This window comes from Nocardia aurantiaca (genome assembly GCF_009708175.1).
In the GTDB taxonomy this organism is placed as follows: Bacteria; Actinomycetota; Actinomycetes; order Mycobacteriales; family Mycobacteriaceae; genus Nocardia; species Nocardia aurantiaca.
Genome location: NZ_WMBB01000010.1, coordinates 66738 through 91467, shown reverse-complemented (window position 1 = coordinate 91467; position 24730 = coordinate 66738). Strand labels below are relative to the sequence as shown.

The 24730-nt window shown below is 67.4% G+C and carries 24 protein-coding genes; 15 read left to right on the top strand and 9 right to left on the bottom strand.

Features of this window, described 5'->3' with window-relative positions:
- The first annotated feature begins 62 nt into the window (after positions 1-62).
- Complete coding sequence (locus GLP40_RS21695) at positions 63-1586, top strand: amino acid permease (RefSeq protein ID WP_328290500.1); 1524 nt, start codon at positions 63-65, stop codon at positions 1584-1586.
- A 147-nt stretch (positions 1587-1733) separates the two neighbouring features.
- On the top strand, positions 1734-2021 hold the full coding sequence (locus GLP40_RS21690; protein ID WP_154790029.1) for a hypothetical protein: 288 nt from the start codon (positions 1734-1736) through the stop codon (positions 2019-2021).
- Between the two features lie 97 nt (positions 2022-2118).
- Here GLP40_RS21690 and GLP40_RS21685 read toward each other — a convergent pair whose 3' ends face one another.
- Together GLP40_RS21685 and GLP40_RS21680 are read right to left on the bottom strand one after the other, a co-directional pair.
- Positions 2119-2772, bottom strand: a complete 654-nt coding sequence (locus tag GLP40_RS21685) for a DUF305 domain-containing protein (protein WP_154789818.1) — start codon at positions 2770-2772, stop codon at positions 2119-2121.
- 90 nt (positions 2773-2862) lie between these two features.
- The gene (locus tag GLP40_RS21680) at positions 2863-3330 is read right to left on the bottom strand and encodes a DUF6153 family protein (RefSeq protein ID WP_154789817.1); all 468 of its coding nucleotides are present in this window, start codon (positions 3328-3330) and stop codon (positions 2863-2865) included.
- 118 nt (positions 3331-3448) lie between these two features.
- Here GLP40_RS21680 and GLP40_RS21675 point away from each other — a divergent pair, with 118 nt between their 5' ends.
- The 7 genes from GLP40_RS21675 to GLP40_RS21645 all read left to right on the top strand — a co-directional run bounded on the left by GLP40_RS21675 (position 3449) and on the right by GLP40_RS21645 (position 11211).
- Positions 3449-4366 carry a ribonuclease Z gene (locus tag GLP40_RS21675; protein ID WP_328290499.1) on the top strand — a complete coding sequence of 306 codons (918 nt, stop codon included), beginning with the start codon at positions 3449-3451 and terminating at the stop codon, positions 4364-4366.
- Between the two features lie 59 nt (positions 4367-4425).
- A complete protein-coding gene (locus GLP40_RS21670) occupies positions 4426-6102 on the top strand; it encodes a DUF885 domain-containing protein (protein WP_230329798.1) in 1677 nt (558 codons plus the stop codon).
- 93 nt (positions 6103-6195) lie between these two features.
- Positions 6196-6450 carry a type 2 periplasmic-binding domain-containing protein gene (locus GLP40_RS21665; RefSeq protein ID WP_154789814.1) on the top strand — a complete coding sequence of 85 codons (255 nt, stop codon included), beginning with the start codon at positions 6196-6198 and terminating at the stop codon, positions 6448-6450.
- 89 nt (positions 6451-6539) lie between these two features.
- Positions 6540-7964 carry an MDR family MFS transporter gene (locus tag GLP40_RS21660; RefSeq protein ID WP_154789813.1) on the top strand — a complete coding sequence of 475 codons (1425 nt, stop codon included), beginning with the start codon at positions 6540-6542 and terminating at the stop codon, positions 7962-7964.
- 119 nt (positions 7965-8083) lie between these two features.
- Positions 8084-9232 (top strand): class I SAM-dependent methyltransferase, encoded by a 1149-nt coding sequence (locus GLP40_RS21655; protein ID WP_328290498.1) that lies wholly within the window; start codon positions 8084-8086, stop codon positions 9230-9232.
- Positions 9233-9246: 14 nt separating this feature from the next.
- Positions 9247-10173, top strand: coding sequence for an LLM class F420-dependent oxidoreductase (locus tag GLP40_RS21650; protein WP_328290537.1), 927 nt, complete (start codon positions 9247-9249; stop codon positions 10171-10173).
- A gap of 180 nt (positions 10174-10353) precedes the next feature.
- Positions 10354-11211 (top strand): Bax inhibitor-1/YccA family protein, encoded by an 858-nt coding sequence (locus GLP40_RS21645; RefSeq protein WP_328290497.1) that lies wholly within the window; start codon positions 10354-10356, stop codon positions 11209-11211.
- Between the two features lie 140 nt (positions 11212-11351).
- Here GLP40_RS21645 and GLP40_RS21640 read toward each other — a convergent pair whose 3' ends face one another.
- From GLP40_RS21640 to GLP40_RS21630, 3 genes are all read right to left on the bottom strand, one after another.
- Positions 11352-11690 (bottom strand): DUF1330 domain-containing protein, encoded by a 339-nt coding sequence (locus GLP40_RS21640; RefSeq protein WP_154789811.1) that lies wholly within the window; start codon positions 11688-11690, stop codon positions 11352-11354.
- Between the two features lie 229 nt (positions 11691-11919).
- The gene (locus GLP40_RS21635; RefSeq protein WP_154789810.1) at positions 11920-13137 is read right to left on the bottom strand and encodes an acetyl-CoA C-acetyltransferase; all 1218 of its coding nucleotides are present in this window, start codon (positions 13135-13137) and stop codon (positions 11920-11922) included.
- Positions 13138-13484: 347 nt separating this feature from the next.
- On the bottom strand, positions 13485-13949 hold the full coding sequence (locus GLP40_RS21630) for a hypothetical protein (RefSeq protein ID WP_154789809.1): 465 nt from the start codon (positions 13947-13949) through the stop codon (positions 13485-13487).
- A gap of 81 nt (positions 13950-14030) precedes the next feature.
- Between GLP40_RS21630 and GLP40_RS21625 the strand changes: the two genes are divergently transcribed.
- The 3 genes from GLP40_RS21625 (at position 14031) to GLP40_RS21615 (ending at position 18835) form a co-directional block, all read left to right on the top strand.
- Positions 14031-15419: a cystathionine beta-synthase gene (locus GLP40_RS21625; protein WP_154789808.1), complete on the top strand. Its 1389-nt coding sequence runs from the start codon at positions 14031-14033 to the stop codon at positions 15417-15419.
- Between the two features lie 1509 nt (positions 15420-16928).
- A complete protein-coding gene (locus GLP40_RS21620) occupies positions 16929-17540 on the top strand; it encodes a transglycosylase SLT domain-containing protein (RefSeq protein ID WP_328290496.1) in 612 nt (203 codons plus the stop codon).
- A 209-nt stretch (positions 17541-17749) separates the two neighbouring features.
- Entirely contained in the window at positions 17750-18835 is a 1086-nt protein-coding gene (locus GLP40_RS21615; protein ID WP_154789807.1) for a mechanosensitive ion channel family protein, read from the top strand.
- A 43-nt stretch (positions 18836-18878) separates the two neighbouring features.
- Here GLP40_RS21615 and GLP40_RS21610 read toward each other — a convergent pair whose 3' ends face one another.
- Together GLP40_RS21610 and GLP40_RS21605 are read right to left on the bottom strand one after the other, a co-directional pair.
- On the bottom strand, positions 18879-19223 hold the full coding sequence (locus tag GLP40_RS21610; protein WP_328290495.1) for a DUF6401 family natural product biosynthesis protein: 345 nt from the start codon (positions 19221-19223) through the stop codon (positions 18879-18881).
- Between the two features lie 147 nt (positions 19224-19370).
- The gene (locus GLP40_RS21605) at positions 19371-20546 is read right to left on the bottom strand and encodes an acyl-CoA dehydrogenase family protein (protein WP_154789806.1); all 1176 of its coding nucleotides are present in this window, start codon (positions 20544-20546) and stop codon (positions 19371-19373) included.
- 116 nt (positions 20547-20662) lie between these two features.
- Between GLP40_RS21605 and GLP40_RS21600 the strand changes: the two genes are divergently transcribed.
- On the top strand, positions 20663-21808 hold the full coding sequence (locus GLP40_RS21600; protein ID WP_154789805.1) for a cystathionine gamma-synthase: 1146 nt from the start codon (positions 20663-20665) through the stop codon (positions 21806-21808).
- Between the two features lie 261 nt (positions 21809-22069).
- Here GLP40_RS21600 and greA read toward each other — a convergent pair whose 3' ends face one another.
- Both greA and GLP40_RS21590 read right to left on the bottom strand, forming a co-directional pair.
- The gene (gene greA / locus GLP40_RS21595) at positions 22070-22561 is read right to left on the bottom strand and encodes a transcription elongation factor GreA (protein WP_154789804.1); all 492 of its coding nucleotides are present in this window, start codon (positions 22559-22561) and stop codon (positions 22070-22072) included.
- 240 nt (positions 22562-22801) lie between these two features.
- Positions 22802-23221, bottom strand: coding sequence for a DUF4307 domain-containing protein (locus GLP40_RS21590; RefSeq protein WP_154789803.1), 420 nt, complete (start codon positions 23219-23221; stop codon positions 22802-22804).
- Between the two features lie 240 nt (positions 23222-23461).
- On the opposite strand from GLP40_RS21590, the gene mca reads away from it, so the two are divergent.
- Positions 23462-24361 (top strand): mycothiol conjugate amidase Mca, encoded by a 900-nt coding sequence (gene mca / locus GLP40_RS21585; RefSeq protein WP_154790024.1) that lies wholly within the window; start codon positions 23462-23464, stop codon positions 24359-24361.
- Entirely contained in the window at positions 24361-24657 is a 297-nt protein-coding gene (locus GLP40_RS21580; protein WP_407671651.1) for a hypothetical protein, read from the top strand. The genes mca and GLP40_RS21580 overlap by 1 nt, the downstream gene beginning before the upstream one ends.
- Positions 24658-24730: the final 73 nt, after the last annotated feature.

The window sequence follows — 24730 nt, the reverse complement described above, 5'->3', positions numbered from 1 at the left end:
CCGGATGGCGACTGATCGGCGAGAACTGCATTGTTGCCGAGAAGCCAGATTTAGGAGAGACAGTGGCGATATCGGACTCCCCGCGAGACGCCGGCGGTCCCGCTGCCCAACGCACCACCGGACTGTTCCGCACCAAGAGCGTCGAGCAGTCCATCCGGGACACCGACGATCCCGATGCCAAACTCCGCAAGGACCTGACCTCCTGGGACCTCACGGTCTTCGGCGTCGCGGTCGTGGTGGGCGCGGGTATCTTCACCCTCACCGCGCGTACCGCGGGCAACATGGCCGGGCCCGCGGTCTCGGTGGCCTTCGTCTTCGCCGCCGTCGCCTGCGGCCTGGCCGCGCTCTGCTACGCCGAATTCGCCTCCACCGTCCCGGTCGCGGGCAGCGCGTACACCTTCTCCTACGCCACCTTCGGTGAGCTCGTGGCCTGGATCATCGGCTGGGACCTCGTCCTGGAATTCGCGCTCGGCACCTCGGTGGTCGCCAAGGGCTGGTCGCAGTACCTGGGCACGGTCATGGGCGGGCATCAGCCCATCTGGCACTTCGGCTCGGTCAAATTCGACTGGGGCGCGGTCGTGCTGATCGCCGTCCTCGGTGTGCTGCTGGCCCTGGGCACCAAGCTGTCCTCGCGGGTCTCCGCGGTCGCGGTCGCCATCAAGCTGGCGGTCATCGCCCTGGTGGTCGTGGTCGGCGCGACCTACTTCAAGGCGTCGAACCTGAAGCCGTTCATCCCCGAATCGGTCCCGAACGCGGACTCCGGCAGCGCGAGCACCCTGCGTCAGACCCTGTTCCAGCTGGTGACCGGTGGCGGCAACAGCCACTACGGCTGGTACGGCCTGCTGGCGGCGGCCTCCATCGTGTTCTTCGCCTTCATCGGCTTCGACGTGGTCGCCACCGCCGCCGAGGAGACAAGGGATCCGCAGCGCAATGTGCCGCGCGGCATCCTGGGCTCGCTGGCCATCGTGACCGTGCTGTACGTGGCCGTCTCGCTGGTGCTGACCGGCATGGTGTCCTACAGGGACCTTCAGGGCGACGACGCCACCCTCGCAACGGCCTTCGCCCTGCACGGCGTCACCTGGGCCAAGAACATCATCTCCATCGGCGCGCTGGCCGGTCTGACCACTGTCGTCATGGTGCTCTTCCTGGGCCAGACCCGCGTGCTGTTCGCCATGTCCCGCGACGGCCTCATGCCGCGCCGCCTCGCGCACACCGGGTCCAAGGGCACGCCGGTACGGATCACCGCCATCGTCGGCGTCATCTGCGCGGTGCTCGCCGGGTTCGTGGACTTCGGCACCCTCGAGGAAATGGTCAACATCGGCACACTGTTCGCCTTCGCGCTGGTGTCCATCGGCGTGGTGGTGCTGCGCCGCACCCGGCCGGATCTGCCGCGCGGCTTCCGGGTGCCGCTGGTGCCGTTCATCCCGATCCTGTCGGTGATCGCGTGCGCCTGGCTCATGTTCAACCTGTCGGTGGAGACCTGGTTGCGGTTCGTGATCTGGATGGCGCTGGGCCTGATCGTGTACTTCGCCTATGGCCGCTGGAACTCGGTGCTGGCTCGCGGAGTAGTGAAATCCGGTAGCTGATCGGGTGCTCGAGTTGGGTGTTGGTGGTGTGTCTTTCATACGCCACCTCGCGGAATGCGGTTCAATTGCTACCGACTAGTGAGAGTTGTGCCACAATTTCCGCCCATCAGCACCGCTTCAGCATCCCGAGAGGAATCAATCGTGAGCATGCTCCTGGCCGTGCATGACGCCTATACGACCGTTGTCGCGCAGATCGGCAACCCGACTCCGGAGACTCCGCCGGTGGCGGACAAGCTGATGAAGCTGGTCCGCTACTTCACCTGGTTCACCATGCTCTCCGGCGTCACCGCCATCACCTATGGCGGCGGCCGATTCGCCTGGGAGAAATGGAGCGGCGGCGGCCTCGAATCGCCGAAGATGATCGCCGGAGCCATGATCGGCGGCGTCACCGCCACCAGTGCGGGCACCATCATGAACTCCGTCATCGGCAGCTAGGGCAACTCTCGAAACTCTCAGGGGCTTCGCCCCCGGACCCCGGAAGACCGAGGCGTGCGGGTGCGCCGGAAGCGGCGCACCCGTGCATCCTTCGCGTCTAGCTCTGGCTCAGCATGCCGTTCATCTGGTCGATCTCCTTCTGTTGCGCGGTCACGATGGACTGTGCCAGGGCCTTGGATTCGGTGTTGGCGCCCTGCTCCAGTTCGGTATTGCCCATGGTGATCGCGCCCCGGTGGTGCTCGACCATCATCTGCATCCACATCTTGTCGAAGTCGGTGCCGGACAGGCTCTCCAGCTTCGCCATCTGATCCTTGGTCATCATGCCCGCCATGCCCTCGTGGCCCATGTCGGCGGACGGGGCGGGCTTGCCGAAGCTCTGCAGCAGCGTGGTGATCTGCTGCATCTGCGGGGATTGGGCCTGCTCGACCGCCTCGGCCAGGGTGATCAGCTGCTGGTTCTGTGAGCGGGTGGGCACCAGCTTCGCCATCTCGACGGCCTGCGCGTGATGCGGGTACATCATCTGCAAGAAAGCGACGTCGGCCGTGTTGAAGTCGCTGCGGGTGGCAGCCTGCGCCGAGGTGCCGGTCTTGCCGTGATCCATGCCGGGCATGCTGCCGTGATCGACGGCGGTCGTGGCGGACGAACTCGTCGTCTTGGCGGTGTCGTTGTCATTGCCGCTACAGCCGGCGGCGATCAAGGCGGTGGCTGCCGTAGCGGCGATCACGGCGAGCTTGATTCGGGTGCTGAACATGGTCGAACTCCTTGGTGATTGCGACGATTCGGGAAGGGGCATGCGAAAATCCGCGTCCGCGTGCGAGATGCGCGCGACAGCGGCGGCCCATCAGATCCGCAGAATCGCCAATTCGGCCAGGGAGAGCACCGTCCACGGTGGTGAACGGGCGTGATTCGCCCGCGGGTGGCGCACTTTCACGGGCGCGGCGTCTCGGCGGCCGAGACCGACCCAGCCCAGCAGGGCCAGGCCGAGGCCGAACAGCAGGGCCGCGAGGACGAAGAGGCAGCCGTGCATCCCGGCGTGGCCGTCGCCGCAGTCGCCGCCGCAGCCGGGCGTGGACATGCCGTGGTCCTCGCCCATGGCCGCGGCCACCGCCACGGGGGCGATTCCCATGACGGGCATCGCGGCATGGTGGTGGTCGATCATGACCGCCGAGGTGCTCAGGGGGACCTCATGGCCCAGGCCCTCATGGCTCATGCCGAGGGCCAGGGCGTGCATGGCCACCAGTCCGGCCAACAGTGCGAGCAGCCCGAAGGCCCGGACGAACCGGGTGCCCGGGGACTGCCGCACGATCATGGCGGCCATTCTACGGACCGCCGCCCGCTCGAGCTGGATACCCCCTATTGGTATTGCGACGGGACGCGCCCGGCTCGCCACCGTGAGGATCGGCGGGGTGGACGGTAGCCTGGCGCCCGTGTCACAGCGCGAACTGGTCATTCTGGGGACGGCCAGCCAAGTACCGACCAAACAGCGCAATCACAATGGTTATCTGCTGCGTTGGGACCGCGAGGGCCTGCTGTTCGACCCGGGGGAGGGCACCCAGCGGCAGATGAGCTTCGCGGGCGTGGCGGCCAGCGGGATCACCCGCATCTGCATCACCCACTTCCACGGTGACCACTGCTTCGGCCTGCCGGGCGTGTTGGGCCGCTTCAGCCTCGACGGTGCGCCGCACCCGGTCGATGTGTACTTCCCGGCGTCGGGTGAGGTCTACTACGAGCGTCTCGTCGACTCCTCCGCCGATCATCGCCAGGTCGGATTGCAGCCCCACCCTATTGCCGGTGATGGGGAGTTGCCGCCTCCCGGAGCGGATTTCACCCTCCGCGCGGCCCGGCTTTCCCACCCGGTGGAAGCCTTCGGCTACCGCTTGGACGAAGTCGACAGCCTGCGCTTCGTTCCCGAGCGCCTGCGCGAACTCGGACTGTCGGGCCCGATCGTCGGTGAGCTGGCGCGGCGCGGCGAGGTCGAGATAGGCGGCCGCACGGTCACCCTCGACGAGGTGAGCGAGGTGCGCCGCGGTCAAAGTTTCGCCTTCGTCATGGACACCCGGCTCTGCGACGGCGTCCACGAACTCGCCCGGGGCGTGGACATGCTGGTCATCGAGGCCACCTTCGTCGACGCCGACGAGCGATTGGCGGTCGAGCACGGCCATCTCACCGCGGGCCAAGCCGCCCGGGTCGCCGCGCGGGCCGGCGTTCGCACCCTGGTCCTCGCCCACTTCTCCCAGCGCTACCGCACCCTCGACCAGCATGTTGCCGACGCCCGCGCTCATTTCGGCGGTGAGATCGTCATGGCCGAAGACCTCATGCGCATCCCGGTCCCGCCCCGCCGCTGAGGCGTGCGAAGTTCGCGTGCGGCCGCGCTGCGGCGCCGGGCGCGGGCATGATGGTCGGCATGGACGCCCACGAGGAACTCATCGCACTCGCCGATCGGTACTGGGACACCCTGCTGGAGTCCGCGCCCAGTGAGGCAACCCTGTTGGGCGACAGGCGATTCGATGATCGGATCGAGGATCTGTCGGTGGCCGCGGAGGAACGGCTGCTCGGCACCTGGCGGGCGCTGTCGGCCGAAGTGGACGCGCTGGTTCCGGCCCGGCTGAGTGACGAGGATCGGATCACTCGCGCCCTGCTGCGCACCGAATTGGCCTCGGCGGTCTCGCATCTGGAGTGGCGCCCCCTCGAGCTGGCCTCGGATCAGATGACCGGCGTGCACGCCGGGATGCTGACCATGGCTCCCCAGGTGAACGCGCCCGAACCGGAGAACGCGTTGAAACTGGTGCAGCGCTACAGGCAGTTCGGCACCCTGATGAATCAGGCCGTGGAGCGCTTCCGCGCCGGCCTGGCGGCCGGGCGCACGCCCGCGCGCATCGCCATCGAGCGCTCGCTCAACCAGTTGGACGGCTATCTGGCTTCCGACCTGGCCGACGACCCGTTCGCCACCCTGGCCGGTCCGGTGGGCTGGGACGGCGAAACCGTATGGCGCGCGGAGCTGACCGAGGTCGTGCGCGATGTGATCCGGCCCGCCTTCGCCGTCTATCGAGAGGCGCTGGCCACCGAGCTCGAGCCCGCCGCCCGCCCCGACGACAAGCCGGGCCTGTGCTGGCTGGGCGATGACGGCGCCGACATCTACCGCCGCCTGCTGCGTCACCACACCACGCTGCCCGACCTGGGTCCCGAGGAGATACATCAGCTCGGCCTGGACGAATTGGCCGGGCTGCGAGCCGAATACGCGGAGGTGGCCGGTCGCCTGTTCGGCCTGACCGATCAGACCGCCATCTTCGCCCGCCTGCGTGAGGATTCCGCGCTGCGCTACGGCGACGGCGAGGAGATCATGACCGATGCCCGCGCCTACCTGGCCGCCGCCCACGCCGAGATGGGCAATTGGTTCGGCCGCCTCCCGCGCCAGTCCTGCGACATCGTCCCGGTCCCCGAATTCCTGGCCGCCGACGCCCCCGCCGCCTATTATTTCCCGCCGGCCGCCGATGGCTCCCGCCCCGGCGCGTACTACGTCAACCTGCACGAACCCACGGGCCGCAATCGATACGAGACCGCCTCGGTCGCGTATCACGAAGCCATCCCCGGCCATCACCTCCAGCTCACCATCGCCAACGAGCTGGAGCATCTTCCGCGCTTCCAGCGCATGTCCTTCTCCAACACGGCCTTCGTCGAGGGCTGGGCGCTCTACGCCGAACGCCTCGCCGACGAAATGGGCCTGTACCCCGACGATCTCACCCGCATCGGCATGCTCGCCGCTGACTCCTGGCGCTCCTGCCGCTTGGTCGTCGACACCGGCCTGCACGCCAAAGGCTGGACTCGTCAACAGGCCATCGATTTCATGTCCGCCAACGCTCCGGTCGGCCTCGACGAGATCCGGGTCGAAGTCGATCGCTATATCGCCATGCCCGGCCAGGCCGTCGCCTACAAGGTCGGCCAACTCGAAATCCGCCGCCGGCGAGCCGAAGTGGCGCAACGCCGAGGCGCCGCCTTCGATATCAAGGCCTTTCACGACAAGGTGCTGGGTTCCGGCTCGGTCAGCCTCCCCGTCCTGCGCGACCTGGCGGCCTCCCTCTAGCGGCGAGAGGCTGAAAGCCTTCGCCGAGGACGGCGGCCTCATGGTGGTCCTGCTGCCGGACCGCGTCGGCGCTGTCATCGAATTCCGGCTGGTGTGCTGGGCGTCGGTGAGTTCATTGCCGGTGAGGGCATTGCCGCCGGCGGTCCGGGCGTTGCCGTATTGCCCCTCCAGATAGGCGATTCCGATCCGCGGCTCGAACGCGTGCTCGCCGAGGAGGTCACCGTCGCCCGCAAGTACTGGCTGGTCGTGCCGCGCGACCAGCAACGGCTCGCCCGGGTGAGCGCCGCGATCGCGATGCTTCGCACCCCGGTGGCGAACCAGAACGGACTGCTGGCCCCGGTCGTCTGACCAGCTCGTTCCGCGACAACGGAATAGCGGCCCCTGTCGTGCGTTCGACTCATGGTGGTGAGTCGGGCTGTGGGAAGGTGTCGCCGGTGATGGCTACGGATGTGAAGTCGTCGATCGGCTTGCGGTCGGAGCGGGGACCGATTCTGGCGGCGATCATGTTGTCGACATCGCTGGTCGCGTTGGATTCCACCATCATCGCCACCGCGGTGCTGACGATCACCGATCAGCTCGGCGGGTTCGCCCAGTTCCCCTGGCTCTTCAGCATCTATCTGCTGGCGCAGGCGGTGACGGTCCCGATCTACGGGAAGCTCGCCGACATGGTGGGACGCAAGCCGGTGATGCTTTTCGGGATCGCGGCCTTCGCGATGGGATCGCTGCTGTGCGGGCTGGCGACGAGTATGCCCGCGCTGATCGTGTTCCGGGCGGTGCAGGGCGTCGGCGCCGGAGCGGTGAGCCCGATTTCGATGACGATCGCCGGGGATATCTACACGGTGGCCGAGCGGGCGAAGGTTCAGGCGTATTTGGCCAGTGTGTGGGCCACCTCGTCGGTGCTGGGACCTTTGCTGGGCGGGGTGTTCTCGCAGTACATCAGTTGGCGGTGGATCTTCCTGATCAACCTGCCGCTCGCTGCGCTGGCGGCGTGGATGATCCTGCGGAACTTCACCGAAAGCGCTCCGCGGCAGCGCCATCGGATCGACTATCTCGGGGCCGGGCTGCTCACAGTCGGGGCCGGCGCGCTGATCCTGGCGCTGCTCGAGGGCGGGCAGGCGTGGGCTTGGGGATCACCCGCGAGCCTGGTGCTGTTCGCCGGCGGCGCGGTCATGCTGGCGGTATTCGGTCTGGTGGAGCGGCGGGCCGCCAATCCGATTCTGCCGCTGTGGGTTTTCACCCGCCGCATCGTGGTGGTCAGCAGCCTGGCCTCCTTGCTGGTGGGTGCGATCTTGCTGGGCCTGACCTCGTATGTCCCGACCTTCGCGCAGGGCGTGCTGGGCAGCGGGGCGCTGAGCGCGGGCCTGACCGTCGGCGCGCTCACCCTGGGCTGGCCGGTATCGGCGTCGCAGGCGGGAAAGGTGTATCTGCGCATAGGTTTCCGGGCCACGGCGGTGATCGGCAGCGTGCTCGCGGTGCTGGGCGCGGCGTCGCTGCTGCTGGTGGACGCGCGATCGAGCCTATGGCAGTTGGCGATCGGCTGTTTCATCGTCGGCATGGGAATGGGCCTGGTGGCCAGTCCGACCTTGATCGCAGCCCAGGCCAGTGCCGAATGGTCGGAGCGCGGTGTGGTGACCGCCACCAATATGTTCGCGCGCTCGCTGGGCAGCGCGGTCGGCGTGGCCGTATTCGGCGCGCTGGTCAATGCCCGTCTCGGCGGAGTCGGCCGCCCGGCCGCGGCGGACCTGGTCCCGGCGGTGCACCTGGTGTTCCTGGGTGTGGCCGCCATGGCGGTGGTTCTCATCGCGGCGGCGGCCGTCATGCCCCGGCGAAGCGAGGGCAACCCGGAAATCCATTCGGCGTGAACGCCATCGACATGCGTTCTGCGGCATCGCAGAATAAGGCCGGGCTGATCGAATTCTCGAGAATGGCCGCCCACGGTGCCGAATGGAATACTTCGGCAATGATCTAGCACACTGTAGGTGTGGTTGAGGTCGAGGACGTATTGCGCCGGTTGCGGCGATATCCGGATGTCGAAGCGGTGAACCTGTATGCGGTCGACGCCGCCGACCGGCTCATGCTGGATGTCGCCGCCGATTCGCTGGCAGCCGCTGGAGACAACCGGGTGGCGGTGATCGACGACGGCTATGGCGGTCTGACCCTGGGGGCGATCGCCGCGCACGATCTACACGGCGTCCGGGTACATCAGGATTTGCTCACCGGTGAATTGGCCCTCGCCAACAATGCCCGAATTGTCGGCCTTACCGATCGCTTTTCGACCCGGGAATTGGGCGCCGCATTGCTCTCGGATGTGCGCGTGGTGTTGTGGCGACTCCCGCGCGCCCTTTCCGGCCTCGCCGAAACCGCCGAGGCCATCGCGCGTTATGCCGCACCCGAGGTCGAGGTGTTCGCCGGCGGCCGCGACAAATACCTGACCCCCGCCATGAATGAGGTGCTGGCCGAATACTTCGGCTCGGTGCGCGCCAGCCGCGGCCGGCAGAAGTCCCGCGTCCTGCTCGCGGCCGATCCCAAAACCCTTGGCGAGCACCGGTTTCCGGTACGCAACCGGCTCGACGACCGGGACCTGGAGGTGGTCGCCCACGGCGCGGCCTTCTCCGGCCCGCGCCTGGATATCGGCACCCGCTTCCTGCTCGACCACCTGAAGCGCATGAAGCCGGATGCCCGCGACGCCATCGATCTGGGTTGCGGCACCGGCATTCTCGCGGTCGCGCTGGCCAAGGCCCGCCCTGGCATCAAAGTGACGGCGACCGACCAGTCCGCCGCCGCGGTGGCCTCCACCCGCGCCACCGCCGCCGCCAACGGCGTCGCCGACCGCGTCACGGTCCTGCGGGACGACGCCATGTCCAGCGCCCCCGACAACAGCGCGGACCTGGTGCTGTGCAACCCGCCCTTCCACGTCGGCGCGGCCGTGCATACCGGCTCGGCCATCAAGATGTTCCAGCAGACCGGACGCGTGCTGCGCCCCGGCGGCGAGCTGTGGACGGTCTACAACACGCACCTCAACTACCGGGGCGTCATGGAGCGCATGGTTGGCAAAACCGATGTGATGGGCCGCAATCGCAAGTTCACCGTGACCCGCTCGGTGCGCGGCCTGCACGACGTCGAACAATAGGGTTCATGGGACGAATCGATCTCCGCATCTTCACCGAACCCCAGCAGGGCGCCTCCTACGACACCCTGCGCACCGTCGCCAAGGCCGCCGAGGACCTCGGCTATGACGCCTTCTTCCGGTCCGACCACTACCTGAAGATGGGTGACGCCGACGGCCTTCCGGGCCCCAGTGACGCCTGGATCACCCTGGCCGGGCTGGCCCGCGAGACCCGCCGCATCAGGCTGGGCACCCTGGTCACCTCGGCCACCTTCCGTCATCCGGGCGTGCTCGCCATCGAAGTGGCCCAGGTGGACGCCATGTCCGGCGGCCGCGTCGAATTCGGTTTCGGCGCGGGCTGGTTCGAGGCCGAGCACACCGCCTACGGCATTCCGTTCCCGGCCGAGAGGTTCCCGCGCTTCGAGGAGCAGCTGGCCATCGTCACCGGCCTGTGGTCGACGCCGGTGGGCGAGACCTTCTCCTTCGCTGGCGAGCATTACACGCTCACCGATTCCCCGGCGCTGCCCAAGCCCGCGCAGCCGCGCGTCCCGGTCATCATCGGCGGCATGGGCGCCAAGCGCACCCCTCGCCTGGCCGCGCGATACGCGACCGAGTTCAATGTGCCGTTCCAGTCCGCGGAGGCCAGCGCCGCTCAGTTCGATCGAGTTCGCAAGGCGGCCAAGGACGCCGGACGTGATCCGCTCGACATCACCTTCTCCAATGCCCTGGTCGCCTGTGTCGGCGCAAGCGATGCCGAGGTGGCGCGGCGCGCGGCGGCCATCGGCCGCGAGGTGGACGAGCTGAAGGCGAACGGTCTGGCCGGCAGCCCGGACGAGGTGGTCGAGAAGATCGGCCGCTACGCCGAAATCGCCGGTACCAGCCGGATTTACCTGCAGATTCTGGATCTGTCCGACCTGGATCACCTGGAGCTCATCGCCACCCGCGTGATGAGTCGGCTGGGCTGAGAACGGGATTCGGCGCGGCCACACCACACCTTGTGGCGCGGCACGTTCAGTAAAGCTCGGGTAAAGTCCGACTCATCCGTTCTGCCAGGGTTCGGGAACTCCGGACCCCTATAGCGCGTTGGACGGGTAGCTTCAAAGGCCACGACCGACGTGAGCCGCGACTCCAGAAAGGGACGCACAGTGCGCTCCACATCCAACCCGGTCTTCCGGAACTTGCAGCCGCAGCAGGGCGGCTACGCCGGCTTCGGCTCGGCGCCTGGAGCCGGACAGTTCCCGAACAACCCGTACGGTCAGCAGCCGCAGTACCCGGGCTACCAGCAGCCCTACCAGCCGACCGTGCCGACCACCCGCCCGATGACCATCGACGATGTGGTGCAGAAGACCGGCATCACCCTCGGTGTGGTCAGCCTGGCGGCGATCCTGTCCTACGCGCTCACCTCGGCCAACCACAGCCTGGCCGTGCTGTTCCTCGCGGTCGGCGGCCTGGGCGGGTTCGCGCTGGCCATGATCATGACCTTCGGCCGCAAGCAGGACAACCCTGCGCTGGTGCTCAGCTACGCCGCGCTGGAAGGCCTGCTGCTGGGCTCGTTCTCATTCCTGTTCACCAATGTGCAGTTCGGCGGCGTCGGTGGGTCGGGCCTGATCGCGCAGGCGGTACTGGGCACCTTCGGCGTGTTCTTCGGCATGCTCGTGGTCTACAAGACCGGCGCGATCCGCGTCACCCCGCGCTTCACCCGCATGATCGTGGGCGCCATGATCGGCGTCGTGGTGCTCATGCTCGGCAACCTGGTCGCGAGCTTCTTCACCGCCGACGGCCTCGGGCTGCGCTCGGGCGGCACCCTCTCGATCGTCTTCAGCCTGGTCGTGATCGGTGTCGCGGCCTTCAGTTTCCTGCTGGACTTCGACGCCGCCGACCAGCTCATCCGGGCCCAGGCTCCGGAGAAGGCGGCCTGGGGCGTGGCGTTCGGCCTGACCGTCACCCTGGTCTGGCTGTACCTGGAGATCCTGCGCCTGCTGAGCTACTTCCAGGACAGGTAATCCCCAGCCGCGTCGCGGCTGAACCGAGAAGATTTCGGGGGATAGGCTCCCCGTTAACCCCGACTCGGCGGAGACGAAAAGAGTGGGCGGGCATCGGAATCCGATGCCCGCCCACTGCTGTGTAGCCAGCTCGAGAGCGGTCAGTCGCTGGTCACCACCTCCTTCAGAACGTCGGTGGCGACGTGATTCTCACCGCAGTCGGCGGCGAGAAGCCCGACGCTGGAGCAGTTGCGCAGGCGCAGCGGCAGGATCTCTTGGTAGGCGGCCGACTCATACCAGTCCGTCACGGCCTGGTAGTCGGGGAATTCGATGACGATCACGCTCGCGCTCGCCGGGCCCTCGATCACCCGCTGGGTGCCGCCGTGGACGATGAACTTCCCGCCGTACGTAGCCAACGTGCCGTCGATGCGCTCCAGGTACTCCACGATGTCGGCATTGACGTCGACGTCCCACAGATTGGCGATAGCGTAGCCGGGCATTCGAAGCTCCTCATTCGGATTGCTTTGCTGCCCTTGATATTTCCGCGCGCCAGGAATGAAGTCGATTACCTGCCAGGTAAATGCCGCCGGAATATGGCTCGCCTCAGGCAGACCCGCGAGGGTGTGCGCTCGGCCCCGCCCTCGCCCCGAAAGACGACTTGGGCCGCCCGACCTTACGGTCGGACGGCCCAACTGATTCCCGGGCTTGGCCGCGGGGATCAGGTGCGACTCAGCTGAGGCGCTCGATGATCATCGCCATGCCCTGGCCGCCACCGACACACATGGTCTCCAGACCGAACTGCTTGTCGTGGGTCTGCAGGTTGTTGATGAGGGTCGCGGTGATGCGAGCGCCGGTCATGCCGAACGGGTGACCGAGGGCGATCGCGCCACCGGAGACGTTCAGCTTGTCCAGGTCCATGTTCAGCTCGCGGGCCGAACCCAGCACCTGCACGGCGAAGGCCTCGTTGATCTCGTACAGGTCGAGGTCGTCGATGGTCATGCCCGCGCTCTTCAGGGTGTTGCGGACCGCCTGGATCGGGCCGAGACCCATGATCTCAGGGGACAGGCCCGAGACGCCGGTGGCCACGATGCGGGCCAGCGGGGTCAGGCCCAGCTCACGAGCCTTGGTGTCGGACATGACGACCAGCGCGGCCGCACCGTCGTTCAGCGGGCAGGCGTTGCCGGCGGTGATGGTGCCGTCCGGGCGGAAGACCGGCTTCAGCTGCGAGATCTTCTCGTAGGTGGTGCCGGCGCGCGGGCCGTCGTCGGTGGTGACGATGGTGCCGTCGGGCAGGGTCACCGGGGTGATCTCCCGCTCGAAGAAACCGGACTTGATGGCCTCCTCGGCGCGGTTCTGCGAGCGCACGCCCCAGTGGTCCTGGTCCTCGCGGGAGATGCCGGTGTAGGTGGCGACATTCTCCGCGGTCTGGCCCATGGCGATGTAGACGTCCGGGAGGATGTCGTTCTCGCGCGGGTCGGTCCAGGTGGCGTTGGACTCGGCGGTCGCCTTGGTGCGGGCCTCGGCCTCGGCGAACAGCGGGTTGTGCGAGTCCGGCCAGCCGTCGGAGGTGCCCTTCGGGAAGCGCGAGACGGTCTCGACGCCGGCGGAGATGAAGACGTCGCCCTCACCGGCCTTGATGGCGTGGAAGGCCATGCGGGTGGTCTGCAGCGAGGACGAGCAGTAGCGGTTGACCGTGACGCCCGGCAGGTAGTCGTAGCCCAGCTGCACGGCCACGGCGCGCGCCATGTTGAAACCGGCCTCACCGGCGGGCTGGCCACAGCCCAGGTGCAGGTCGTCGATGTCGGAGACGGCAAGCGAGGGCACCTTGTCGAGGGCGGCACGCACCATCTGCGCGGCGAGGTCGTCCGGTCGCATGCTCACCAGAGAACCCTTGCCGGCGCGGCCGATCGGCGAGCGGGCGTACGAAACGATGACGGCCTCAGCCATGAGGACTCCTTCTTTGCTGGGGTGATCCGCTTCGAATTTACGACGGGTGTGTTTCGGCTCAAACATCCGGTATGCCCGTATCCCAACCATTGAACTGTGGGATATCGCTCACTCTCGCGGCTCTCATGCCTCGCTGCCTGCCCGGCGGCGCGACACGGACAGGGTTTCGAGTGAGGCGGGCGCAGCGAAGAAGTCGAGGTCGCGCGGGCACGAACAAGGCTGCAGGCGGGGGCGGAGTTGCGTGCGGACGGAAGGTGGGGAGTGGAGTTGGGGGCGCGGGTGCGGATGGAAGGCGGGGATGGAATCGGGGGCGCGCGGGGACCGACGGCGGCGGGGATGGAATTGGGTCACGCGGGTACGTCGAAGGCGCTGTGGGCCGGGATGTTCGGCATGTCGGTGTAGACGGTGACGATGATGTGGCCGGGCCCCGTGTTCTGGAACAGGGCGTAGTGCTCGCTGCCGTAGAAGCCCGCCAGCACGGGAACTCGATATTCGCCGGCGGCGCCCGTGTCCATGTTCCGCCAGGCGACCGTGGCCACGGCGACGCACTGCGGAGCGAAGCTGTACTCGCCCGGATCGAACCCGGTGACCGGCAGCGCCTGGATGTTGATGATGGCCCGGCCGGGCCACTGCGGGCCGGTGTCCGCCCAGGATCGGATAGTGCCGCCGCACACCATCGCGTCGTGATAAAGGCTCGTGACCTGCGGAAATTCGACGGTTGCGGCCCGGGCGGGCGCGGCCGCGACGAGCACGGTCGCGATGCCGGAGGCGGCGAGTAGGGAGGCGGCGGGCAAGCTCGTCGGCATCCTCATAGGGCCGATCGTAATTCGCCACGCGGTGATATCACCGACGCGCGCGTGGGGGCGTATCTCCTTTCTGCAACGATAAGGGGTATGCGCATCGCTAACCATGTCGTCGATCTGATCGGAAACACCCCGCTCGTCCGGTTGAACTCCGTGGTGGGTCCGAACTCGGGACTGGTGGCGGCGAAGGTGGAATACCTGAACCCGGGCGGCAGCTCGAAGGACCGCATCGCCGTCAAGATGATCGACGCTGCCGAGAAGGCCGGCTTGTTGAAGCCGGGCGGCACGATCGTCGAACCGACCTCCGGCAATACCGGTGTGGGCCTGGCCCTGGTCGCGCAGCAGCGCGGCTACAAGTGCGTGTTCGTCTGCCCGGACAAGGTCAGTGAGGACAAGCGGAACGTTCTGCGCGCCTACGGCGCCGAGGTCGTGGTCTGCCCGACCGCGGTCGCGCCGGAGGATCCGGACAGCTATTACAACGTCTCGGATCGCCTGGTGCGCGAGATCCCGGGCGCGTGGAAGCCGGACCAGTACTCCAACCCGGGCGGCCCGGAATCGCACTACGAGACCACCGGTCCGGAGATCTGGCGCGACACCGAGGGCAAGATCACCCACTTCGTGGCGGGCGTCGGCACCGGCGGCACCATCACCGGCACCGGCCGGTACCTCAAGGAGGTCTCGGGCGGCAAGGTCAAGATCATCGGCGCGGACCCGGAGGGCTCGGTCTACTCGGGCGGCACCGGCCGCCCTTACCTGGTCGAGGGTGTCGGCGAGGACTTCTGGCCCAGCGCCTACGACCCGGCCATCCCGGACGAGATCATCGCTGTCTCCGACGCCGACTCCTTCGAGATGACCCGCCGTCTGGCCCGGGAGGAGGGCCTGCTGGTCGGCGGCTCGTGCGGGATGGCCGTGGTGGCGGCGCTCAAGGTCGCCGAGCGCGACCCGGACGCCGTGGTGGTCGTGCTGCTGCCGGACGGCGGCCGCGGCTACCTGTCCAAGATCTTCAACGACCAGTGGATGAGCTCATACGGCTTCCTGCGCAGCGGCCTCGACGGTTCGACCACCGAGGTGCACGTGGGAGATGTGTTGCGCGGCAAGTCCGGTGAGCTGCCGGATCTGGTACACACCCATCCGCAGGAGACCCTGCGCGACGCCATCGAGATCCTGCGGGAGTACGGCGTCTCGCAGATGCCGGTGGTCGGCGCGGAGCCGCCGGTCATGGCGGGCGAGGTCGCGGGTTCGGTCACCGAGCGCGATCTGCTGTCGGCGGTCTTCGAAGGCCGCGCCAAGCTCACCGACCCGGTCTCCAAGCACATGAGCCCCGCCTTCCCGCTGATCGGCGCGGGCGAGCCGGTGTCGGCCGCCACCAAGCTGCTGGAGTCCACCGACGCGCTGATGGTCGTCGAGGACGGTAAGCCGGTCGGCGTCATCACCCGCCACGACCTGTTGGGTTTCCTGAGCACGGGCGCCCTCGCCTGAGGCGCAGCCGAACATGTGCCGCCCGTCGGAACCGCAGCTGGTTCCGGCGGGCGGATTTCTTTCACCGCTGTGATTAAAAGTGCGGGACAAGCGGATCCGCTTCCGCATTCGAGATCACCGCGGGAAGGCGCCCAGACGATCGCCGCGCTGAGGCCGACACTGCCCGCCATGACCGCCGCGGTGCCGGCGGTGGTGGCGGAACGGCCTCGGGGCTGGGCTATCTCGCGAATAGTGCGTGCCCGCCATCGCGAGCATCACCGCGGCAGCGCCGCCGGCTAACAGCACCGGCATCGCGATCAGGTTGCGCCGAGAAGCGGTGAAAATGTCTGTCAGTAAGGACATTTCGACTCGGTTTCAGGCCATCATGGGTTGCCGACCGTGTGTGCGGCGATCAGCTTCGCGGTGTCGCCACAGGTCCGCGGCCGCGAAACCCCCGCGGCCTGGGCGGTATTGGCGGACCAGGCGGCGTCCCAGGCAACGTCGCCGGAAGGTCACCGGCCTCGATGGCGCGGTAGAGCGAACGACGGTGTCGGCGTGAGTGGCGTTGGCGGAAGGGGACATTGGAGATATTCCCCGGGGTTACAACCCGATTGGGTACGTCCATATGCTTTCCGGCGCACCGCGCCGGTATCGATCGACCGATCCGGCCACGTATGCGGCGGGTGTCGCGGGAGATGCGGCCAAATGGACAGCAGGCCGTATTCCATGGCGAAGACAGAGCTCGTCACGGCCCAGCCGGTGGGTGACCGCGTCGGCCGTCTGGCATACCGCCGGGCCCTTCTCGAATGGGATCCCGGTGGCCGGATCAGTGGTGAGGGGCGCGGTCGACGCCGGCTCGGCGACCTGGATCGAGTGCAATCCGGCGAATGTGCCGCGGTGGGTCTACTTCGCGTGACAAATGTGACTAATGTGATTTCAGGTAACCAATGTGATTTGCCAAAGCGTTACTTGACGAATTCGAAACGCCGATGAATCGCCGACAAATCGGGCAAATGTCGGTATATCGCGATCTTGGGGCTAAATTAATCTGTGATCTGAAACACTTTATGTTTCGAATTGAATCACCAGGTCAGCGCATGTATTAATGCAGGTCCAGGAGTTGCCCAACGGGCCAGTTCACTTTCTGTTCAACTTTGGTTCAGTTTGTGTTAACAACGCGCAATCAAGCTGTGACCTCGTCGGAAACAGACCGCAAGTCTGGATAGCGCAAGGAGATGTGAACACACATGCGGAACGTGATCACTACATCGATGTGATGAGGCTCCGCGGCCGGGAGGTCGCGAAGATCTCCGCTGTACTCCGTGGAGTGCGCCAATTCCAGTGACCCGCAATGGGTTTCACAACAGCAACCACAACAGACCGCAGCGCTCAGGTGAGTGTCGTGAGACGCGCGCCCTGGTCGTGCGCTGCCTTCTTCAGGCCTGCGAGCCCGAAACCGAACAGGAATCCAAATTCGCCATGCCCATGAATGTTATGACTGCTCTCAGTGACCCTGCCAGATGTAGCAAGGTGGTTGCCGCCGCTCGTACGGTCGGCTCCGCCGCCCTCGCTCTGGGCGTCTTCGGCTCCATCGTCACCGCCGCCGGCTCCGCCAGCGGTGACGTCCGGTCGACCGCGCTCGAGGCCACCCTGGCCGCCGCTGCGCCCGCCGCGGTCGCTCCCGCCAACGAGCAGCCCGTCGCGGCCGTGGTCCCGGCGCCCATGCCGGCCCCGCTGCCCGCGCCCGCCCCGGCGCCCGAGCCGGCCCCGGCCCCGGCTCCTGCTCCGGCCCCGGCTCCCGCGCCCGCGCCGCCCGTCTACGCGGACAACCTCGACGGCTGGATCCGCCAGGCGCTGGACATCATGGCCCAGCACGGCATCCCCGGCAGCTATAACGGCATCCTGCGCAACATCATGCGCGAATCCAGCGGCAACCCGCGGGCGATCAACCTCTACGACTCCAACGCCGCCAAGGGCATCCCGTCCAAGGGCCTGCTCCAGGTGATCGACCCGACCTTCAACGCCTACCACGTCGAAGGCACCCCCTTCGACGTCTGGGACCCGGTCGCCAATATCGTGGCCGCCTGCAACTACGCGGCGCACCGCTACGGCTCGATGGACAACGTCTCGAGCGCCTACTGATCCACTCCGGCGCGATACCGGACAACAGTGCGATGGCCTGCCTGATGAGGGGTGGGCCATCGCGGTGTTTCTCGCCTTTCGGCAGATAGCGGACATCCGATTTGGCAACTATTTCGCAAACGTCTGAATCGGGAGCTCAACCAGGCGTATAACCACCCCGTGGAGCAGTTCCGGCAGACGGCCGGGACGGATAGCGAAGGGACGGGGTCATGCACACCTCGAGTTCGGCTATCGATATCCAGTTCGGACGAGGGCTCTCCGACGCGTGGAGTTCCATCGCCACCTGGGTGCCCAAATTCATCGGCTTCCTGGTCATTCTGCTCATCGGCTGGTTCGTGGCGAAACTGGTGGCCAAGCTGGTGACCCGGATCCTGAACCGAGTCGGTTTCGATCGCCTGGTCGAACGCGGCGGCATCAGGGACATGCTCGCCCGCAGCCGCTATGACGCCACCGGTCTCATCGCCAAACTGGCGTATTACGCGATTCTCCTGATCGCCCTGCAGCTGGGTTTCGGCGTCTTCGGTCCGAATCCGGTGAGCACCATGCTCAACGGCATCGTGGCCTGGCTGCCGCGGCTGGCGGTCGGCATCATCATCGTCTGCATCGCGGGCGCGATCGCGCACGTGGTGCAGGAGATGGTGTCGAACATGCTGAGTGGTCTGGATTATGGCCGCATGCTGGGCCGCATCGCGGCGGTGTTCATCTGGGGCATCGGCGTCATCGCGGCGCTCAATCAGATCGGCGTGGGGACCTCGGTCACCATGCCGATTCTCATCGCGGTGCTGGCGACCATCGGCGGTGTCCTCATCGTCGGCCTCGGCGGCGGTCTGATCCGGCCCATGCAGCAGCGCTGGGAGAGTTGGCTCGACACCATCGAGGGCGAAATGCCCGAGGTGAAGGGCCATGCGCAGGCCTATCAGCGGGGCCGCGAGGATGCGGCGCGCCAGCGGCAGGCACAGCAGGCGATGATGGCGCAGCGCTCGGCCGGCCGGCCCATGATGGCGGGGCAGGGGATGGGCGGTCAGATGCCGCCCGGCAAGTGGGCCGAGCCCGAAGGCGGGCAGCCGGGCTACGGGCAGCCGGGCTACGGGGGCGAATACCGGCCGGGTGGAGGCCAGATGCCGCCGCCGCCCGGTCAGATGCCCGCACAACCCGGCCAGATGCCGCAGGGCGGGCAGCCGATGCCTCCCGGACAGCAGCAAATGCCTCCCGGGCAGCATCCGCCGCGTCCCGGCGCTCAGCCGCCGCCCGGACCCGGCGAGCAGGACCGGGACAACCCCGGCGGCATGATCTAGAACCGAAGCAGCCCCGGACATTCCGTCCGGGGCTGCTTCATGCTCAGCAGGCGCGGGCCAGCGCGCAGATGGCGGCCAGGCGCAGGTGGAGCCAGTCGGCGTCCTGCCAGTCCAGCGGTGACCGGGGGAGGATGGCCTCGGCTTCGCGGAGGTCTTCGAGGATGCCGCGGGCGTAGCCGGCGAGCAGGACGCTGGTGGGGACCAGACTGGAGTTCTCGACGCCGAGGTCGAGGATGTCGCGGACGGCCGCGGCATGCTGGTCGATCGCTGCGGACACGCCGGGGAAGACGGCCGCGGCCTCCGCGGCGGGGGCTCCGTGGGTGCGCTGCAAGCGATTCAGGGTCTTACGCGCCGAGACGACGAGCAACGCGGAGCCGGGGACGAACACCCGGTGATGCTAGCAATCGACCGGCAGCGGCAGGCCCCACTGTGAGATATCGCGCATGCCGCCGCATCCCGTCCCCGCGGGAGTGCGCGGAGGCTGCTTCCGGTGCTGTTCGGCCGACCACTCGACGATGAGCGCGCGGCGTTCCGCTCAGCGAAATGCCTTGGAGCCGGTGAGGGCCTCGCCGATCACCAGCTGGTGCACCTCCGCGGTGCCCTCGTAGGTGAGCACGGACTCCAGGTTGTTGGCGTGCCGCAACACCGGGTATTCCAATGTGATGCCGTTCGCGCCCAGGATGGTCCGGCATTCGCGCGCGATCTTGATGGCCTCGCGGGTGCTGTTCAGCTTCCCGGCGCTGATCTGTTCGTTGGAGATCTCGTGCCGGTCCTTCAACCGGCCCAGGTGCAGCGCCAGCAGTTCGCCTTTGCCGAGTTCGAGCGCCATGTCCGCCAGCTTCGCCTGGGTGAGCTGATAGCCGGCCAGCGGCTTGTCGAACACCTCGCGTGTTCGCGCGTATTCGATTGCGGTGCAAAGGCAGTCACGGGCCGCGCCGAGCGCGCCGAAGATGATGCCGAAGCGCGCCTCGGACAGGCAGCCCAGCGGGGCCCGGAGTCCGCGGGCCTCGGGCAGGATGGCGTCGGCGGGCAGCCGCACGCCGTCGAGGGAGAGTTCGGCGGTGATCGAGGCGCGCAGGGACAGCTTGTGCTTCATCTCGCGGGCGCTGAAACCCGGTGTGTCCGTCGGGACCACGAACCCGCGGATCACATCCCGCTCACCCTCGCGCGACTGCGCCCACACGATGGCCACGTCCGCGACGGATCCATTGGTGATCCACATCTTCGAGCCGTCGAGGATCCAGTCCTCGCCGTCCTTCCGCGCCCGCGTCCGCATGCCGCCCGGATTCGAGCCGAAGTCCGGCTCGGTCAACCCGAAGCAGCCGATCACCCGCCCGGCCGCCATCTCCGGCAGCCAGCGGAGCTTCTGTTCCTCGGATCCGTACTTGTGGATGGCGGTCATGGCCAGCGAACCCTGCACCGAAACCATGCTGCGCACACCCGAATCCACGGCCTCCAGCTCCAGGCAGGCCAGTCCGTACGCCGTCGCCGAGGTTCCCGCGCACCCGTAGCCCTCCAGGTGCATGCCCAGCAGCCCGAGTTTCCCGAGCTCCGGCGCGAGCTCCCGTACCGGGAACGTCCCGGCCTCGAACCATTCCGCCACCCGCGGCCGCAACCGTTCGGCTGCGAACGCGCGCACCGTGTCCCGGATCGCCCGCTCCTCGTCACTGAGCAGGGAGTCGATGGCGAACAGTTCGTCTACGGTGACCATGCGCCCCACCATAGGGGCGTCCGCGCCGCGCCCACAACGGCCGCGCCGAAGCCCGCTCACCCGGCCGCCCCTGCCCCGGAGCAAGGGCGAATACGCAGCGTCTTTAGGCTGTTCGCATGAGCGATCAGCTGGGTTTCTCCACACGGGCGGTGCACGCAGGGTTCGATCCGGACCTTCAGACCGGTGCGGTGAACGTTCCGATCTACGCGAGTTCGACCTTCGCCCAGGACGGGGTCGGCGGGATGCGCGGCGGGTATGAGTACGCGCGTACCGGGAACCCGACCCGCGCCGCGCTGGAGGCGAATCTGGCGGCGCTCGAATCCGGTACCTATGGGCGTGCTTTCGCCTCGGGCATGGCGGCCACCGACTGCGCGATCCGTGCGAACCTGCGGCCCGGCGACCACATGGTGATCCCGAACGACGCGTACGGCGGCACATTCCGGCTCATCGACAAGGTGTTCACCCAGTGGGGGATCGAGTACTCGGTCGCGCCGGTGTCGGATGCGGACGCGGTCGCCGCGGCCATGCGGCCCAACACCAAGCTGGTGTGGGTCGAGACGCCGACCAACCCGCTGCTGAACGTCGGCGATATCGCCGCGCTGGCCGAGGTCGCGCATGCCGGTGGCGCGAAGCTGGTGGTGGACAACACTTTCGCCTCGCCCTACCTGCAGCAGCCGCTGCTGCTGGGTGCGGACATCGCGCTGCACTCGACCACCAAGTACCTGGGCGGGCACTCCGACGTGGTCGGCGGCGCGCTGATCACCAATGATCAGGAGATGGACGCCAAGTTCGCGTTCCTGCAGAACGGCGCGGGCGCGGTGCCCGGCCCGATGGACGCCTTCCTCACCCTGCGCGGCATCAAGACGCTGGCGTTGCGCATGGACCGGCACTGCGACAATGCCGAGACCATCTCCGAGTTCCTCGCCAACCACCCCAAGATCGCCCAGGTCATCTACCCCGGCCTGCCCGAGCACCCGGGCCACACCGTGGCCCAGAAGCAGATGCGCCGCTTCGGCGGCATGATCTCGGTTCGCGTCCACGGCGGCAAGGACGCCGCCCTCGCCTTCTGCGCCAAGACCAAGATCTTCACCCTCGCCGAGTCCCTGGGCGGCGTGGAATCCCTGATCGAGCATCCGGGCGCCATGACCCACGCCTCCACCGCGGGCTCGGCTCTCGAGGTCCCCGCCGATCTGGTCCGCCTCTCGGTCGGCATCGAGGACATCAGCGACCTGCTCTCCGATATCGAGCAAGCTCTGGCTTGACCGCTTCCCGGCGCGGGTGGCCGGGCGCCGCGGTCGACCGGGCCGGCGGTCGGGAGTCGAACCGATTCCGGGCGTACCCGGTGAATTATCCGGACCTCGCGAAATCAGCTGCCGGGCGACGAAACGGCGAAGCGCCGCACCGGAGTGGTGCGGCGCTTCGCCGTGTTCATAGCCGATGCCGATCACTTCGCGAGCCGCGCCGACAAGCACTGCGGCCCCGGAGTCCGTGTGGACCGGGGCCGCGAATCCGTCGGTCGTCGATCAGCTGTGGTAGGGCTCCGCGGAGACCAAGGTCACCTTCATGGTGTTGCCGTTGGGCAGGGTGTATTCGCGGGTTTCGCCGACCTTGGCGTTGATGAGGGCGCCGCCCAACGGGGAGTTGGGCGAGTAGGTCTCGAGGTCGGCGCTGCCAAGGCCCTCTTCGCGGGTAGCGATGAGGAAGGTCTCGGTGTCGGACTCGTCGCCGTCGTAGTAGACCTTGACGACCGAGCCGGGCAGGGCGACGCCGGACTTGGTGGGCGCGATGCCGACCTTGGCGTTGTTCAGCAGTTCCTGCAGCTGGCGAATGCGCGCCTCCTGCTGGCCCTGCTCCTCACGGGCCGCGTGGTAGCCGCCGTTCTCCTTGAGGTCGCCTTCTTCACGGCGCTCGTTGATTTCGGCCGCGATGACGGGACGGTTGGCGATGAGCGCGCCGAGTTCGCTCGTGAGCCTCTCGTGCGACTCCGGGGTCAGCCAAGTCACGGTCTCAGTCATCTCGATCACTCCCTAGTAGTTGTCCCCGGCATGCCGGGATTCCCTGATGCCCGCTACCGTGTCCATCCGGAGATGGACGCAGCAGCAGTGGACAGCCAGAGCGATCCCTGGGGAGAGTCCCGACAGCGCCGGCCGTCAATGCAGCAAACACGGCTCCGAACGTCGGAACCGTGTATCGCGTCATTTTAGCACGATTCGAAAAGGCGCTGGTAGAAGCATCAAAGCGGGTTGCGTAACGGACTAATCACCCGCGCGCAGATAGGCCGGCACATGATCGGTGCACCCGTAGACATTGCCCGCGCCGGCCCGTCGAGAGGTCTTGATGGTGGTGACTACGCGGACGGTGCCGGAGTCGGAGCCGGGCACCAGCACCTCGCGGCGGCCGACCTCGTCGGTGTCGCCGTCCATGGCGCGGACGAAGCAGGCGACCGCCTTGCCCGGATCCTTGCGTGTCACTTTGAAATCCACGCTGACCGTGGAGTCGTCGACGATGGCGTAGCCGATCCGATCCGCTTCGATGTCCTGCGGCCCGTAGGTGCGATAGCCCAGGTAGGCGACCCCGAGTCCGGCGAGGATGACGACCGCTCCGAGGGCGTACGGGAGCCAGCGGCGGGTCTTCCGAGGCGCAATCCCGTACCGGTCGGCCGGTCTTTCACTCATGTCGGGGACGCTCCCGGGGGGTAGGTCGGAACAAACAACGATCGGATGGAACTATAGGGAATGCATATCTGATGCCTGTGTCTGGACTCGGCACGTGCAGTCAGGGTTCGGAGGAGGCAGCTTGCGTAACCACGTAGGACCCCTGCACGTGCCAATCAATACTGCTCGACATACTGCTCGACGCTACGAGGTGAAAAACGTGATCGGTGAGGTGAACGAGAAGTGAGTGGTCTTCGCCTCATGGCGGTGCACGCCCATCCCGACGACGAATCCAGCAAGGGTGCGGCGACCACCGCACGCTACGCCGCCGAGGGCAATGACGTGCTGGTCGTCACCCTCACCGGCGGGGAGCGCGGCGACATCCTGAACCCCGCCATGGATACCCCGGGCGTCAAGGACCGCATCACCGAGGTCCGCCGCGAGGAGATGGCCGCCGCCGCCGAGGCGCTGGGCGTGCGCCAGATCTGGCTCGGCTACGTGGATTCCGGTCTGCCCGAAGGCGATCCGATGCCGCCGCTACCCGAGGACAGCTTCGCGCTGGTGCCGCTGGACGAGGCGACCGAGGCACTGGTGCGCGTGGTCCGAGAGTTCAAACCCCACGTCATCACCACCTATGACGAGATGGGCGGCTACCCGCACCCGGATCACATCATGTGCCACAAGGTGTCGATCGCGGCCTTCGAGGCGGCGGGCGACCCGGAGCGCTTCCCCGACGCCGGCGAGCCCTGGCAGCCGCTCAAGCTGTACTACAACCACGGTTTCAGCCTCACCCGGCTGGAGGTCTTCGCCGACGAGTACGAGCGCCTCGGCGAGCCCTTCCCCATGCAGGAGTGGATGGACCGCATGCGCAAGTACGCCGCCGAGCGCGGCGACATCATGGCGCGGGTCACCACCCAGATCGAGTGCGCCAAGTACTTTCCGCAGCGCGATGACGCCCTGCGCGCCCACGCCACCCAGATCGACCCCAATGGGGCGTTCTTCGCGGTGCCGACGGAGATGCAGCAGCGGCTGTGGCCCACAGAGGAATTCGAGCTGGCCAAGACCCGGGTCAAGACCGCGATCCCGGAGACCGACCTGTTCGCGGGAATCGACGACGTCGATTCCGGCATCGACACCGACATCGAGGACACCGCCCGATGATGTTCACGCTGCTCGCCCAGGGCACCAACTCACCCACCGGACCGGAGTTCGGCAAGGCCTCTCCGCTGGGTCTGGTAATCGTGCTGGTGCTGCTCGCGGGCACGGTCCTGCTCATCCGGAACATGAACAAGCACATCAAGAACCTGCCCTCCGAGTTCTCCCCGGAGCACCCGGAACCGGATCAGGAGGCCGACGAGGGCACCGAGCCCGGCATCGCCGCGCGCGAGGACGGCGAGGACACGACCTCCGAGCCGCGCAATGAGACCAAGCCGGAAGCCACCAACGGCACCGCCTGAATTCCCGGCATGCCACGACCCCGGTCCCGAGGGCCGGGGTCGTGGCATTTCAGGAGGTGGATCGGATGCGGCG

Bases quoted from the DNA above. Each gene is read 5' to 3' on its own strand.
- GLP40_RS21590 (WP_154789803.1), bottom strand. From the start codon at position 23,221: ATGAGTGAAAGACCGGCCGACCGGTACGGGATTGCGCCTCGGAAGACC.
- GLP40_RS21635 (WP_154789810.1), bottom strand. From the start codon at position 13,137: ATGGCTGAGGCCGTCATCGTTTCGTACGCCCGCTCGCCGATCGGCCGC.
- GLP40_RS21640 (WP_154789811.1), bottom strand. From the start codon at position 11,690: ATGCCCGGCTACGCTATCGCCAATCTGTGGGACGTCGACGTCAATGCC.
- GLP40_RS21670 (WP_230329798.1), top strand. From the start codon at position 4,426: ATGGACGCCCACGAGGAACTCATCGCACTCGCCGATCGGTACTGGGAC.
- GLP40_RS21680 (WP_154789817.1), bottom strand. From the start codon at position 3,330: ATGATCGTGCGGCAGTCCCCGGGCACCCGGTTCGTCCGGGCCTTCGGG.
- GLP40_RS21690 (WP_154790029.1), top strand. From the start codon at position 1,734: ATGCTCCTGGCCGTGCATGACGCCTATACGACCGTTGTCGCGCAGATC.
- mca (WP_154790024.1), top strand. From the start codon at position 23,462: ATGGCGGTGCACGCCCATCCCGACGACGAATCCAGCAAGGGTGCGGCG.
- GLP40_RS21580 (WP_407671651.1), top strand. From the start codon at position 24,361: ATGTTCACGCTGCTCGCCCAGGGCACCAACTCACCCACCGGACCGGAG.
- GLP40_RS21605 (WP_154789806.1), bottom strand. From the start codon at position 20,546: ATGGTCACCGTAGACGAACTGTTCGCCATCGACTCCCTGCTCAGTGAC.
- GLP40_RS21615 (WP_154789807.1), top strand. From the start codon at position 17,750: ATGCACACCTCGAGTTCGGCTATCGATATCCAGTTCGGACGAGGGCTC.
- GLP40_RS21685 (WP_154789818.1), bottom strand. From the start codon at position 2,772: ATGTTCAGCACCCGAATCAAGCTCGCCGTGATCGCCGCTACGGCAGCC.
- GLP40_RS21630 (WP_154789809.1), bottom strand. From the start codon at position 13,949: ATGAGGATGCCGACGAGCTTGCCCGCCGCCTCCCTACTCGCCGCCTCC.
- GLP40_RS21660 (WP_154789813.1), top strand. From the start codon at position 6,540: ATGGCTACGGATGTGAAGTCGTCGATCGGCTTGCGGTCGGAGCGGGGA.
- GLP40_RS21625 (WP_154789808.1), top strand. From the start codon at position 14,031: ATGCGCATCGCTAACCATGTCGTCGATCTGATCGGAAACACCCCGCTC.
- GLP40_RS21600 (WP_154789805.1), top strand. From the start codon at position 20,663: ATGAGCGATCAGCTGGGTTTCTCCACACGGGCGGTGCACGCAGGGTTC.
- greA (WP_154789804.1), bottom strand. From the start codon at position 22,561: ATGACTGAGACCGTGACTTGGCTGACCCCGGAGTCGCACGAGAGGCTC.